The following is an 11,872-nucleotide window of genomic DNA, read 5'->3' as shown; positions in this document are numbered from 1 at the left end:
GCCGGTCAGAGATGCGGATTGCGCGGTCGGTATTTCTTCACCAGCCGCTGGTTGGTTTCCTTGGCGCCCGGCATGTTGGCGCTGAGATAGACCGGTGGGTCGCCGTCCTTGGAGAGTTCGGCGGCAACTTCGGCGAAAATGGCGTTGAGCAGGGAGGCGCCGATCGCGGTCGATGCCGGCCCGACCTTCAACTCGCTCCCCGGCAGATCGATGATCGCGTCGCCCGGCGGCAGGCCGTTGTCGAGCACGATGTCGGCGATATCGGCGAGCCGGCGGCGGCCGTTGGCGATGGCGGCGGAATAGGCGAGAGAGGTGATGGCGATGACCGTCGTGCCGAGCTCACGGCCATAATCGGCCGCCTCGACCGGAGCGGCATTGACGCCGGAATTGGAGGCGATGATCAGCACATCGCCGGGCTGCATGCCATAGCGCTCAAAAATCGGCCGGATCAGGCCTTCGGTGCGCTCATAGACCGAACTGATGACGGCGCCTTCGTGCAGCATGGCGGAACCGACCAGCACGGGGATGGTGAAGGCGAGGCCGCCGGCGCGATAATGCACTTCTTCCGCCAGCATATGCGAATGGCCGGTGCCAAAGACATAGACGCGGCGGTCGGAGCGTGCTGCCGTGCTGATGACTCTGGCCGCTTTCGCCATCGGCTCGGCAAGCGCCTCGCGCAGGGTTTCCAGCCGGCCGATCAAGGCGGAGAAATAGCTGTCCGTGACTGCGGTCATGCCGAGTTCCTCATTTGGGGTTTCACGCCGATGGCTGGCCCGAGATCCAGGTCTTGGTGACTTCGATGCTGTCGGTGATATGGACGAGATCGGCGCGGGCGCCGGGCGTCAGATAGCCGCGATCGGCAAGCCGCAGGAAGCGGGCGGGATAGGAGGTCGCCATCCGCAGAGCCTCCGCCAGCGGCAATTCGAGGATGTTGACGCCGTAGCGGATGGTCGAGGCCATATCGACATCGGAGCCGGCGAGCGTGCCGTCGTCCAAAGTCAGCTTTGAGCAGTAGCCGCCCCTGACGCGATAGACGGTGCGGCCGTTTAGCGTGAAGCTATCGAGGGCTGTACCGACCAGCGACATGGCGTCGGTAACGAAGAACAGCCGGCCTTCGCCGTGTTTTGCACGCAAGGCAATTCGCAACGCGCGCGGATCGACATGATGGCCGTCGGCGATGATGCCGCACCAGGGGGCGGGGTGATCGATGGCGGCGCCCACGAGGCCGGGCGCGCGGTGGCCCATCTGGCTCATGGCGTTGAAGAGATGGGTGACGCCGCGTGCGCCGGCGTCGAAACGGGCATCCGCCGCATCCGCCGTGCAATCGCTATGGCCGATGCTGACGATGACGCCGCCTTCGCTCAGCGCCTGCACCTGGCGTTCGGTCACCTGTTCCGCGGCCATGGTGATCAGCAGCATGCCGATCGCCTCGCGGGCGCGGATGAAGGTCTTGACGTCGCTATCCTCGACCGGGCGCATCAGTTCTGCCAGATGAGCGCCCTTGCGGGCCGGCGCCAGATGCGGGCCTTCGAGATGCAGGCCGGCGACGCCGCGATTGGCCTTGACGGCTTCGATCGCCGCTTCGATGGCCGCCGTGGTGGCGGCCGCGACATCGGTGATCAGCGTCGGCAGCAGCGCCGTGGTGCCATAGGGGCGATGCCCCTCGGCGATCATGTACATGGATTCAGGCGAGGGATCGTCGTTCAGCATGCGGCCGCCGCCGCCGTTCACTTGCGCGTCGATGAAGCCGGGGGACAGCACGCCGCCGGCAAGTCGGACCACCTCGGCATTGTCGGGCACATCATTGGCGGCGGTGATTGCCTGCACCCGGCCATTGCCGGTCACCAGCGCACTATCCTCATGAAACCGGTCGCCGTCGAAGATGCGCGCGCCAGTAAAGACCTGATAGTCCATCACATGGTCTCCGTCACCTTGAGAAGATTGGCCGGCTTATCCGGGTCGAAACCCTTGCGCCGCGTTACCGCTTCGATGAGGCGATAGTAGCAGAGCAGCGACACCAGCGGATCGAGCAGGCCGTTGCCGGTAGTGGGCATGCGCAGGTTGATGCCGGGGAGGGGTGCTGTGGAGAAGGAGACGGCGGTGGCGCCGAGCTTCTGCAGGCGCTCCAGCGCCTGGGCATTGTTGGCGAAGGCCGCGTCGTCGGGCGAGAAGGCGACGATCGGGAAGCCCGGTTGCACCAGCCGCATCGGCCCATGCATCAGCTCGGCAAGCGAGAAGGCTTCGGCATGCAGGCCGGCGGTTTCCTTGGCCTTCAACGCCGCTTCCAGCGCGATGGCGAAGGCCGGGCCGCGGCCGCCGGTGTAGAGCGAGGTGGCGTTGAAGAGTACGTCCTCGGCTGCCTTGCCGTCGATCCCCTGTGTCGCGGCCAGCGCTTCCGGCAGCCGAGCGAGACCGGCGGCGAGCGCCTGGTCGCCCGAGATCGCTGCCGTGACGCCCGTCAGTGCCGCGACGGCGGCGATGAAGGATTTGGTGGCGGCGACGCTGTTTTCCGGGCCGGCATTGAGGTCGAGTACGATATCGGCTTCCTTGGCGAGCGGGCTATCGGTGACGTTGACGATGGCGATGGTCGTGGCGCCGCCGAGCTTCGCGGCGGCCTGCAACGCGATGATGTCGGGGCTGCCACCGGATTGCGACACGGTGAAGTGGATGCCGCCCTTCAGGTGCAGGGGCGTGCCATAGACCGAGGCGATCGACGGGCCGATCGAGGCGACGGGCACGCCGCAGGAGATTTCGAAAAGATATTTGAAGAAGGTGGCGGCATGGTCTGAGGAGCCGCGCGCCGCCGTGGTGATCAAGGATGGGCGGGCCGAGGAGAAGAGCTTTGCGATTTCGGCAAAGACGGGCTTTTCCTTCTCAAGCAGGGTCGCGACCACGTCCGGCGACTGGCCGGCCTCGGTCAGCATCAGGGATTGGGTCTCGCTCATAGGTCTTCTCCGATTCTCAATTCAGCAACGAAATCATAGGCATCGCCACGATAGTGCGAGCGGGTGTATTCAACGACGCGCTGGTCTTCCAGCCGCGAAATACGTTCGATCAAAAGCGCGGGGGCGCCGGATTTGACATTCAGGATCGACGCGGAGGACGGATCGAGCGTCACCGCCGTCAGCCGCTGTAGCGCGCGGACCGGCTTGAAGCCGTTCGCCGCCAGCGCATCATAGAGCGAACCTTCGGAAACCGCATCCTCGCCCAGAAATTTGATCGGAACGACGGCGCGCTCGATGGCAAGAGGCTGGCCGTCCGCGAGGCGTAGCCGGTCGAGCCGCAACACGGGCTCGTCGAGGCGAAGGCCGAGCAGGAAGGATTCCTCCGGGGCAGGCGCGCTGACGATGCGCGACAGGATCCGTGCCGCCGGCTCTCGGCCGCGCGAGCGCATATCGGCGGAGAAGGAGGAGAGGCGCCAGAGCGATTGCTCGATGCGCTCGACATGCTGCGACACGAAGGTGCCACTGCCATGGCGGGATTCGATCGCGCCGGAGGCGAGCAGGTCGCGATAGGCAGTGCGGACCGTGACGCGACCGACTTGAAGGGCTTCGGCAAGATCGCGCTCGCCCGGCAGCGCCGATCCCGCTTTCAATAAGCCTTCCTGAATGAGGCCGGCCAGCGCCTGCGCCAACCGCTTGTACAGCGGCCCGGTCCCCGCTTCGTCGCGCAGGCCACGGCTGTTCAACTCAGCGATTAAACTGGTTCTATCCATGGGGATTATATAGAACCTATTTAGAACCAGTCCGCAAGATGATTCTGACGGGCCGGCTAAAAATGAATCGGCCGGGCGCGAGGTGCGTCCGGCCGATGCCAAGGGGATGGAGTGCTGTCAGCTCAGCTCTTCGTAAAGATATAGTCGGTTTCCTGCCGCAGCACTTCGCCGGGGCGAAGGACGGCATTCGGGAAGCCCTCGTGGTTGATGGCGTCGGGCCAGACCTGGGTTTCGAGGCAGAAGCCGGCGAAGGGGCCGATCTTCTGGCCGTCATGGCCGGGGACGGGAACGTCGAGCTTGAAGCCGGCATAGAACTGCACGCCGGGCTCGGTGGTGCGTACTTCCAGCGAGACGCCGGAATTGACGCTGCGCGCCAGCACGACCGAGCGCTTGGCGGTGCGCTCTGGCGACAGGCAGAAATTATGATCGTAGAGCGCCTGTTCGGCGCCGTCGAAACGCTTCATCGACGCCATTTCGCGGAAGTCGAAGACAGTGCCTTCGACGGAGCGCACTTCGCCGGTCGGCACCTGCTTCTCGTCCGTCGGTGTATAGTGATCGGCGGCGATCATGATGTCGTGGCCAAGCGCGTCGTCGCGGCCATCGAGATTGAAATAGGCGTGCTGGCAGACATTGGCGAGCGTCGGCTGGTCGCTGGTCGATTCATAGGTGATCGAGAATTCGCCGTTGCCGTGCACCCAATAGGTCGCCTGGATCGTGCAATTGCCGGGATAGCCGGCGCGGCCATCGGGATCGACGATCTTCAGCACGACGCGGTCGACGGCGTGCTCGACGATCGTCCAGTTGCGCTTGGCGATATTGTCCTTGCCGCCGTGCAGGTGCGTGACGCCCTTCTCGTTGAGCTCGAGCTGGTAGTCCTTGTCGTCCAGCGTGAAGCGGCCGGCGCCGATACGGTTGGCGCAGCGGCCGGGCGTGGCGCCGAAATAGGAGGAGTGGGCCGGATAGTCGGCGAAATTGTCGAAGCCGAGCAGCAGCGCCGGGCCGTGACCGTCGAGCCGCAGATCCTGAATGACGGCACCCCAGCTGATGATATGCGCCGTCAGCCCGCCGCCGACGATCTTGACGCGATAGACCGTTTCGCCGCTCGGCGCCGTTCCGAAAACTTCCCGTTGCAAACTGTTTTCCGTCATATCAGCTCATCCATTCCTGTCAGAAATTCGAGGCCAGACCCTGCCCCCATTTACACCGATCCGCAACCAGTTCGAATGCGAAATTTAGGCGCGATGAAACGCCTATCAAGCCTCGACCCGGCTTTCTCTCATTGGCTTCGGAGTTGCCAGACTGCGCTGGAAATATGCAAGGTGTACGACAGGCGAGTGCATTGGTTCCTGTTTGGATTTATGCAGTCATCCGTTGAATACCTTGACTTGACAGTTCCTCAGCGAGCCGGTGCCAACAGTCTGGCAATCTGGGGAGTGACGATTGTGGTGAACAGTTCGGGATCGCTGAAAGCCCTCGCAGAGAGCATTGCCCCATGAACCGATGCCATCAGCATTTGGGCCTCTTCTTCCGGCTGCTTGTCCAACCGGAACAGGCCCTGCTCCGCTCCAGCCGTAAGCACCGACGTAAGCCATCTCGCGAGGCTATGGAAATGGGCGCGAACGCGGGACGCGACCTCTTCCGGCAGCATCTGCATCTCGCCAGCGAGCATGGCACAGATGCAGAAGGACTGTGAGGCATCGCGAATGCACGTCTGCCAGAAATTCAGGTAGGCCCGCAGTTGCTCAGCCGGGCTTGAGAACTGCTCTTGAAGAGAATTCAAACCCGCTTCCGCCTGCTGCCGGTAGCGATCCACCAGCACGGTAACCAGCTCGGCCTTCGTCGGAAAATGATGATGAATACTCGCCTTCCTGATGCCGATTGCAGCCGAGATGTCGGCATAGCTGAAGCCGTTATAGCCTCCCGCGACGATGAGAGACTGCGCGGTGTCGAGAATTTTTCCCGAAGTCGAAGTCATTGATTTCATATCGCTGCCTACCTTCTGGTAGGTACTTTGTCAAGATCGTTGCGGTGCTTCCGCTTCTCACAGACACGTGTTCGAAGGTCGGGTTGACACCGAAGTTTTGCCTGCCTACTAGTAGGTAGATTGCAACATGGAGTCTACCAATGCAAAGCCAATCTTCGACCCAGCCCGGCTGGCTGCGATCCTATTATTTCGCACGTGCCGCATTCTCTATCGCCTGGATTGCTGCCGCCATTCTCATCAGCGGGCAATCTCATCTCACCGCCTTTCTGCTTGTGATCTACCCGGCATGGGATGCTCTGGCCAATCTCGTCGATGCCCGGGTCAATGGCGGCCTGAAAGCCAATTCGTCCCAGGCATTGAATGTCGTGGTCAGCACGATAACCGCACTCGCCGTGATCGTGGCGGTCAGCAACAGCACCTATGCCGTTCTGGCCGTGTTCGGGGTTTGGGCAATCCTCTCAGGCCTCCTGCAACTATCCACGGCGGTAAAGCGTTGGCGTCACTATGGCGCGCAATGGGTGATGATCCTGAGTGGTGCCCAGTCGGCGCTTGCCGGTGGTTTCATGATCAGCCGATCCCTTGGCACCGCAGCGCCGACGATTCTGGATATCACCCCTTATGTCGGGTTCGGCGCATTCTACTTCCTGCTGTCGGCAATCTGGCTTGTCGTCGCGGCCTATCGCAGTGCAGACGCATAGGCCCTGCCCATTCGCGCCGATCAAGCTCTGTGCCTGATCGTCACCAATCCAGGAAATATCGATCACCGCGACAATTCCCTTGTCGCCCTCTCCAGCCCGCCGAGGGTCAGCGGATACATCCGGTCGGCAAACAGGCGGCGGACGATGGAGATCGAGGTGGTGTGGCTCCAATAGTCCTCGGGCACGGGGTTGAGCCAGACACATTTGCGGAAATGGCCGGTGATGCGATTGAGCCAGACCTCGCCGGCTTCCTTATTCCAGTGTTCGACCGAGCCGCCCGGTCGGACTATCTCGTAGGGGCTCATGGAGGCGTCGCCGACGAAGACGATGCGGTAATCGGAGCCGAAGGTGCGGATCAGGTCTGATGTCGCGGTGATGTCGACGCGCCGGCGGCGATTGTCCTTCCAGACGCCTTCATAGAGGCAATTGTGGAAGTAGAAATATTCCATGTGCCGGAATTCGGCGCGGGCGGCGGAGAAGAGTTCCTCGACCACGCGAATATGATCGTCCATCGAGCCGCCGATATCGAAGAACATCAAAAGCTTGACCGCGTTGCGCCGCTCCGGCCGTGTCTGGACATCGAGATAGCCGTGTTCGGCGGTAGAGCGGATCGTGCCGGAGAGATCGAGCTCGTCGGCGGCACCTTCGCGCACCCAGCGGCGCAGCCGCTTCAGCGCCAGCTTGATGTTGCGGGTGCCGAGCTCGACGCCGTCGTCGAGGTTCTGAAACTCGCGCCGGTCCCAGACCTTCACCGCCTTGCGGTGATTGGAGGTCTCCTGGCCGATGCGGACGCCCTCGGGATTGTAGCCATGCGCGCCGAAAGGGGAGGTGCCCGCGGTACCGATCCATTTCGAGCCGCCCTGATGCCGGCCCTTCTGTTCGTCGAGGCGCTGGCGCAGCGTCTCCATCAGTTTCTCGAAGCCGCCGAGCGCCTCGACCAGCTTCTTTTCCTCTTCCGTCAGATGTTTCTCAGTGAGCTTGCGCAGCCATTCCTCGGGAATGGTGGCCGCCCCGATCGTCTGCGGGCCGCCGCCAATCGCCTCGACGCCGCGGAAATAATCGGCGAAGACCTGGTCGAAACGGTCAATGAAGCGCTCGTCCTTGATCAGCGTCGTTCGGGCCAGATAGTAGAAGGCCTCGACGTCGTAGTCGGCGATCCCCTCTTCCATTCCCTCCAGAAGTGACAGGAATTCCCGGAGGGTCACCGGAACCTTCGCTTCCTTCAGCTTCAGGAAGAAGGGAATGAACAAGGTCAGAACCTCTCTTCGCCGATCTCCTCCAGATCATAGGGCGTGGTCTGGTAGAGTTCGTTGATCCAGTTGCCGAAGAACAGATGTGCATGGCTGCGCCAGCGGTTCTGTGGCGGGATTTCCGGGTCGTTATGCGGGAAATAATTATGCGGCATCCTGATCGGCACGCCGGCATTCACATCCCGGAAATATTCGTCCGCCAGCGAGGTGGAATCATACTCTACGTGATTGAACATGTAGAGCCGGTTGCAGGCCTTCTCGTGCACCAGGCAGACGCCCATCTCGCTCGATTCCATCAGGATCTCGAGGTTCGGCACCTTCTCGATGTCGGCGCGGCGCACTTCCGTCCAGCGTGAGACCGGCACGGCGAAGTCGTCGGAAAAGCCGTTGAGATAGACTGAGGACGGCTTCAGGTTCTGGTGGCGGTAGACGCCAAAGGCTTTTTCCTTCAGCGTATATTTCGGCACCTTATGGAAGTGATAGGCCGCCGCCATGGCGCCCCAGCAGACGTTCAGCGTCGAATGGACATTCGTCGCCGTCCAGTCGAAGATCTGCTGCATCTCGTCCCAGTATGTGACCTCTTCGTACTCCAGGAGTTCGATCGGCGCACCGGTGATGATGAAGCCGTCGAACTTGCGGTGCTTCACCTCTTCCCAGGTCTGGTAGAAGGAGAGCAGATGCTCTTCGGAGGTGTTCTTGGCCTTGTGGCCGCCGACGCGCACCAGCGAGAATTCCACCTGCAGCGGCGAAGCGCCGACCAGGCGCGCCATCTGCACCTCGGTCTTGATCTTGTTCGGCATGAGGTTGAGAAGCCCGATCTGAAGGGGACGGATATCCTGACGGATCGCCATCGTCTCAGTCATCACCCGCACACCCTCGTTCTGGAGGGCTTCGAACGCGGGAAGCGTATCGGGAATCTTGATGGGCATCGTTATCACTCGACCAAAAAACAAAAACCGGCCGCGATCATATGAATCGCTACCGGTCCGCACGCGGCCCTTTAGCGACTTATTTAACGTGGCTGCAAGCCGGCCGGCCAAATCACCACAAGGGAAATTCAATAGACCCGCGGCCTCTATCGGTCAATGGGGAAGCTTCTGAGGCGGGCTGGCGGCCGTGCTCTGATGTCGGTTGCCGCTTACAGATGTTCAAGAAGCGCGTGTGTGCAATTCGCTCCGGAGGCCGCCCGCCCTTCGAGGCCTTAGTGTTTGCGCTTACGCTTAAACCCCAGGCACCTCAGGGTGAGGTGGAGAGAGTTTTGCTGTCGGAGATAAGGGGGCAGTCCTCACCCTGAGGTGCGGAGGCTGAAAGCCGGAGCCTCGAAGGGCGGGGACGGGTGGCTGTGATCACTTCATTTTGACGGAATGAGATAGCAACTGCCCCACATTGTCCGGCGGCACGTTGCCTCATTAGTGGGTATCTCTTGACAAAATCAATCTGCCATTGTATTTTTTGTACACAAATAATTATTATGTGTACAAAAGGAGAGACCGCATGGCTGATAGCGCCACGATTACCATACGGGTACCAGTTGAAGTCAAAGACATGCTTGAGAGCATTTCGCAGGAGACCCGTAGAAGTCGCTCCTATTTGGCATCGGAAGCTTTGTCCGAGTACGTTCGTCGCCATTCTGAGATCAAGGCAGGTTTGAAGGTCGGCGAGGAAGACGTCGCTGCTGGAAACATAACGACACATGTGGAGGCTATGATCGAAATCCGCGCCGTAGCCGAAGCAGGCTTGTCGTATATGGAAGGTTTGCCGTTCAAGGGTTGGTCGCGAAAAGTGCTCGATGATTTCAAAAGCGAGTTTGCCGGAATGCTAAATGGGCGGCCGGTTGACCGAAAGTGAGCTTTTCCATTGTGGAGAGGAAAGCTGGCGCAATAGGAACCGATGATCGAGCGGCGAACTCGCTGCTCGATCTGCGTTGACGCGAAGTCTGCAAAGGGTCGGAAGTTGCCGTTCGGTGGTGGCATTTGCCACATCAGGCTGCATTTTGATGAGAAAGGTTTCCGCAGCTTCCTTGGGGGCAATTGCTATTACTTCCCCTGCCCGCGCGCCTTGGCGGCCGCCTCGCCCTTCTAGGCCTTGACGTTTGCGCTGACGCTTTAACGCCAAGACACTTCAGGGTGAGGCGGAGCAGGCTCGTCGCAACGACAAAGCTGAGATGAACGATGGGCCAGGTAGTGCAGCTGGGTGAAAAGATCAGCCCTCATGCTGAGGAGGCCCGCAGGGCCGTCTTGAAGCACGAGGGCGGGTCGTAGCTGGCCAAGTGGGTCAGCCGTCCCCGACGCCGACGCCTTCTACAGATGGTCAAGGAAGTGCTGGATTGTCATCATTCTGATCTAGACTGTATACCCACGATGTCTGCTATCGAGAGGCAAGCCGACTTTGTTGAATGGAACGAATATGACACTGGATATGATACTGCCTTTTCTAGGGCATTCCGAACAAGATCCAGGGTTGGTCGACCTGTTGGCCTCCGTCGGGTTCGATGTTTCCCTGATGCCGGGGCGAGCCCAACGTGGCGCCGGCACCGGACACTGCGAGCTAAACTCCCTGGGCATTGAACTCGCCTTCGACTTTCATACTGGCTACAAAACCAGGTTCGGAATGCCCAGGGATGGTGGCAAAGCGATCCTTTCGGCAATCTTTGCGTACGGTCAGCCCAACGAAAAGCGTGCAGCCTATGTTGGGCCGATTCCCTTCAGCCGCAGTCCGATTCACAACCGCGACGAAGCTCTGCTACAATTCGGTTTGCCTCTACGAACCGAAGAAGAGGATGGCATTGTCGAATGGGACCAATGGGTTAAAGACGGCGTGCAGGTGCGTACGGAATACCTTGACGACGGCTCCCTTTTTATCTGCACCTACTCGGTGCCCTTTATCGGAACCGCATCCAGTTAGCATAGCCACGGCGGATGAAGGCAATCCCGACTGTCCGTCACAGATCTTCAAGGAAGTGCTGCATGCCATAGCCGAGACGCTGCCGTACCGTTGCGATCGGCAGCCAGAAGAAGCGGAAGCGGATGGGGTCGCTGCCGTCGAACGGCGTCATTTCGAGATGGAGCCAGGTATCGGGTGTCGCTTCAGGCAGGGTGCAGCGGAAATAGTGTCTCTGATGATGATATTCGCGCCCGTCCTTTTCGAAACGGTAGTCATGAATGCCGAGCGGCCGCAGTTCCGCCGCCGCAAGACCGGTCTCTTCCTCGAATTCGCGTGCCGCCGCCGCTGCTATATCCTCGCCCGGCTCGACGGTACCACCGGGAACCTGCAGCTTGACGGCGGGGAAGTCCGGCTCGTCGAACACCAGCAGATGCCGGCCGCGTAGCGCGTGGATCAGGACTTTGACGGCATCCGGCCGCATTATTTCCCCTGGCCCCGCGTCATGAAGGCGAGGCGTTCGAAGAGGTGGACATCCTGTTCGTTCTTCAACAGCGCGCCGTGCAGCTTCGGCAGTACGCTTTTCGCATCGACACGCAGGGTGACCGGATCGACATCGTCGGCGACGAGGAGGCGGATCCAGTCGAGCGCCTCGGAGGTGGACGGCTTCTTCTTCAGGCCCGGCACGTCGCGGATCTCGAAGAATTGGGCGAGGGCCGCGCGGACCAGCGCCTGCTTGATGCCGGGATAATGCACCTCGACGATGCGCGTCAGCGTCTCGACATCGGGAAAGCGGATATAGTGGAAGAAGCAGCGGCGCAGGAAGGCGTCCGGCAGCTCCTTCTCGTTGTTGGAAGTGATGATGACGATCGGCCGGATGGCGGCGCGGATGGTTTCGCCGGTCTCGTAGACATGGAATTCCATGCGGTCGAGTTCCTGCAACAGATCGTTCGGAAATTCGATGTCGGCCTTGTCGATCTCGTCGATCAGCAGCACGCATTTCCGCGACGCCGTGAAAGCCTGCCAGAGCTTGCCCCGCCGGATATAGTTCCGAACATCATGGACGCGCTCGTCGCCCAACTGGCTGTCGCGCAGACGCGAGACGGCATCATATTCGTAGAGGCCCTGCTGCGCTTTCGTGGTCGATTTGATGTTCCATTCGATCAGGTCGAGACCGAGCGCGGTCGCCACCTGGCGCGCCAGTTCCGTCTTGCCGGTGCCCGGCTCGCCCTTGACCAGAAGCGGCCGTTCCAGCCGGATGGCAGCATTGACGGCCACCATCAAATCCTTGTCGGCGATATAGTCCGCAGTTCCCTGAAATTGCATCGGAAGGCTTTCATCAATA

General features: G+C 60.8%; 13 protein-coding genes and 1 riboswitch. Of the genes, 3 read left to right on the top strand and 10 right to left on the bottom strand.

Going from position 1 to position 11,872, the window contains the following annotated elements; all coding sequences use genetic code 11:
• Positions 1 to 5: 5 nt before the first annotated feature.
• The 6 genes from AC1RO0_RS25680 to AC1RO0_RS25655 form a co-directional block, all read right to left on the bottom strand.
• On the bottom strand, positions 6 to 734 hold the full coding sequence (locus AC1RO0_RS25680) for an SIS domain-containing protein (protein WP_498595405.1): 729 nt from the start codon (positions 732 to 734) through the stop codon (positions 6 to 8).
• 22 nt (positions 735 to 756) lie between these two features.
• Positions 757 to 1,914 carry an N-acetylglucosamine-6-phosphate deacetylase gene (nagA, locus tag AC1RO0_RS25675; RefSeq protein ID WP_498595404.1) on the bottom strand — a complete coding sequence of 386 codons (1,158 nt, stop codon included), beginning with the start codon at positions 1,912 to 1,914 and terminating at the stop codon, positions 757 to 759.
• Positions 1,914 to 2,945 (bottom strand): SIS domain-containing protein, encoded by a 1,032-nt coding sequence (locus AC1RO0_RS25670; protein WP_498595403.1) that lies wholly within the window; start codon positions 2,943 to 2,945, stop codon positions 1,914 to 1,916. Before AC1RO0_RS25670 ends, nagA begins: the two co-directional genes overlap by 1 nt.
• Positions 2,942 to 3,715 (bottom strand): GntR family transcriptional regulator, encoded by a 774-nt coding sequence (locus AC1RO0_RS25665; RefSeq protein WP_498595402.1) that lies wholly within the window; start codon positions 3,713 to 3,715, stop codon positions 2,942 to 2,944. The genes AC1RO0_RS25670 and AC1RO0_RS25665 overlap by 4 nt, the downstream gene beginning before the upstream one ends.
• A 122-nt stretch (positions 3,716 to 3,837) precedes the next feature.
• A complete protein-coding gene (locus AC1RO0_RS25660) occupies positions 3,838 to 4,863 on the bottom strand; it encodes an aldose epimerase family protein (RefSeq protein ID WP_498595401.1) in 1,026 nt (341 codons plus the stop codon).
• A gap of 248 nt (positions 4,864 to 5,111) precedes the next feature.
• Positions 5,112 to 5,699, bottom strand: a complete 588-nt coding sequence (locus AC1RO0_RS25655) for a TetR/AcrR family transcriptional regulator (RefSeq protein ID WP_498595400.1) — start codon at positions 5,697 to 5,699, stop codon at positions 5,112 to 5,114.
• Positions 5,700 to 5,839: 140 nt separating this feature from the next.
• Between AC1RO0_RS25655 and AC1RO0_RS25650 the strand changes: the two genes are divergently transcribed.
• Positions 5,840 to 6,397 (top strand): DUF308 domain-containing protein, encoded by a 558-nt coding sequence (locus tag AC1RO0_RS25650; RefSeq protein WP_498595399.1) that lies wholly within the window; start codon positions 5,840 to 5,842, stop codon positions 6,395 to 6,397.
• Positions 6,398 to 6,459: 62 nt separating this feature from the next.
• On the opposite strand, the gene AC1RO0_RS25645 is transcribed toward AC1RO0_RS25650, so the two are convergent.
• Positions 6,460 to 7,647 carry a vWA domain-containing protein gene (locus AC1RO0_RS25645; protein ID WP_498595398.1) on the bottom strand — a complete coding sequence of 396 codons (1,188 nt, stop codon included), beginning with the start codon at positions 7,645 to 7,647 and terminating at the stop codon, positions 6,460 to 6,462.
• A gap of 2 nt (positions 7,648 to 7,649) precedes the next feature.
• The gene (metA, locus tag AC1RO0_RS25640; protein WP_498595397.1) at positions 7,650 to 8,576 is read right to left on the bottom strand and encodes a homoserine O-acetyltransferase MetA; all 927 of its coding nucleotides are present in this window, start codon (positions 8,574 to 8,576) and stop codon (positions 7,650 to 7,652) included.
• A 51-nt stretch (positions 8,577 to 8,627) separates the two neighbouring features.
• A riboswitch (SAM riboswitch) is annotated at positions 8,628 to 8,705 on the bottom strand.
• Between the two features lie 436 nt (positions 8,706 to 9,141).
• Between metA and AC1RO0_RS25635 the strand changes: the two genes are divergently transcribed.
• Complete coding sequence (locus AC1RO0_RS25635; protein WP_498595396.1) at positions 9,142 to 9,495, top strand: CopG family ribbon-helix-helix protein; 354 nt, start codon at positions 9,142 to 9,144, stop codon at positions 9,493 to 9,495.
• Between the two features lie 558 nt (positions 9,496 to 10,053).
• Positions 10,054 to 10,551 (top strand): hypothetical protein, encoded by a 498-nt coding sequence (locus AC1RO0_RS25630; protein WP_498595395.1) that lies wholly within the window; start codon positions 10,054 to 10,056, stop codon positions 10,549 to 10,551.
• A 37-nt stretch (positions 10,552 to 10,588) separates the two neighbouring features.
• Here AC1RO0_RS25630 and AC1RO0_RS25625 read toward each other — a convergent pair whose 3' ends face one another.
• Together AC1RO0_RS25625 and AC1RO0_RS25620 are read right to left on the bottom strand one after the other, a co-directional pair.
• Positions 10,589 to 11,011 carry an NUDIX domain-containing protein gene (locus AC1RO0_RS25625; protein ID WP_498595394.1) on the bottom strand — a complete coding sequence of 141 codons (423 nt, stop codon included), beginning with the start codon at positions 11,009 to 11,011 and terminating at the stop codon, positions 10,589 to 10,591.
• The gene (locus AC1RO0_RS25620) at positions 11,011 to 11,853 is read right to left on the bottom strand and encodes an AAA family ATPase (RefSeq protein ID WP_498595393.1); all 843 of its coding nucleotides are present in this window, start codon (positions 11,851 to 11,853) and stop codon (positions 11,011 to 11,013) included. The genes AC1RO0_RS25625 and AC1RO0_RS25620 overlap by 1 nt, the downstream gene beginning before the upstream one ends.
• Between the last annotated feature and the right edge of the window lie 19 nt (positions 11,854 to 11,872).

Source organism: Rhizobium sp. GW821-FHT14E12 (assembly GCF_058803745.1).
The sequence above is the reverse complement of the archived record's forward strand: the minus strand, read 5'-3'. Positions and strand labels throughout refer to the sequence as shown.

Excerpts from the sequence above, each read along its gene's own strand:
- AC1RO0_RS25680 (WP_498595405.1), bottom strand. The coding sequence starts at position 734 with ATGACCGCAGTCACGGACAGCTATTTCTCCGCCTTGATCGGCCGGCTG.
- nagA (WP_498595404.1), bottom strand. The coding sequence starts at position 1,914 with ATGGACTATCAGGTCTTTACTGGCGCGCGCATCTTCGACGGCGACCGG.
- AC1RO0_RS25670 (WP_498595403.1), bottom strand. The coding sequence starts at position 2,945 with ATGAGCGAGACCCAATCCCTGATGCTGACCGAGGCCGGCCAGTCGCCG.
- AC1RO0_RS25665 (WP_498595402.1), bottom strand. The coding sequence starts at position 3,715 with ATGGATAGAACCAGTTTAATCGCTGAGTTGAACAGCCGTGGCCTGCGC.
- AC1RO0_RS25660 (WP_498595401.1), bottom strand. The coding sequence starts at position 4,863 with ATGACGGAAAACAGTTTGCAACGGGAAGTTTTCGGAACGGCGCCGAGC.
- AC1RO0_RS25655 (WP_498595400.1), bottom strand. The coding sequence starts at position 5,699 with ATGAAATCAATGACTTCGACTTCGGGAAAAATTCTCGACACCGCGCAG.
- AC1RO0_RS25650 (WP_498595399.1), top strand. The coding sequence starts at position 5,840 with ATGCAAAGCCAATCTTCGACCCAGCCCGGCTGGCTGCGATCCTATTAT.
- metA (WP_498595397.1), bottom strand. The coding sequence starts at position 8,576 with ATGCCCATCAAGATTCCCGATACGCTTCCCGCGTTCGAAGCCCTCCAG.
- AC1RO0_RS25635 (WP_498595396.1), top strand. The coding sequence starts at position 9,142 with ATGGCTGATAGCGCCACGATTACCATACGGGTACCAGTTGAAGTCAAA.
- AC1RO0_RS25630 (WP_498595395.1), top strand. The coding sequence starts at position 10,054 with ATGACACTGGATATGATACTGCCTTTTCTAGGGCATTCCGAACAAGAT.
- AC1RO0_RS25625 (WP_498595394.1), bottom strand. The coding sequence starts at position 11,011 with ATGCGGCCGGATGCCGTCAAAGTCCTGATCCACGCGCTACGCGGCCGG.
- AC1RO0_RS25620 (WP_498595393.1), bottom strand. The coding sequence starts at position 11,853 with ATGCAATTTCAGGGAACTGCGGACTATATCGCCGACAAGGATTTGATG.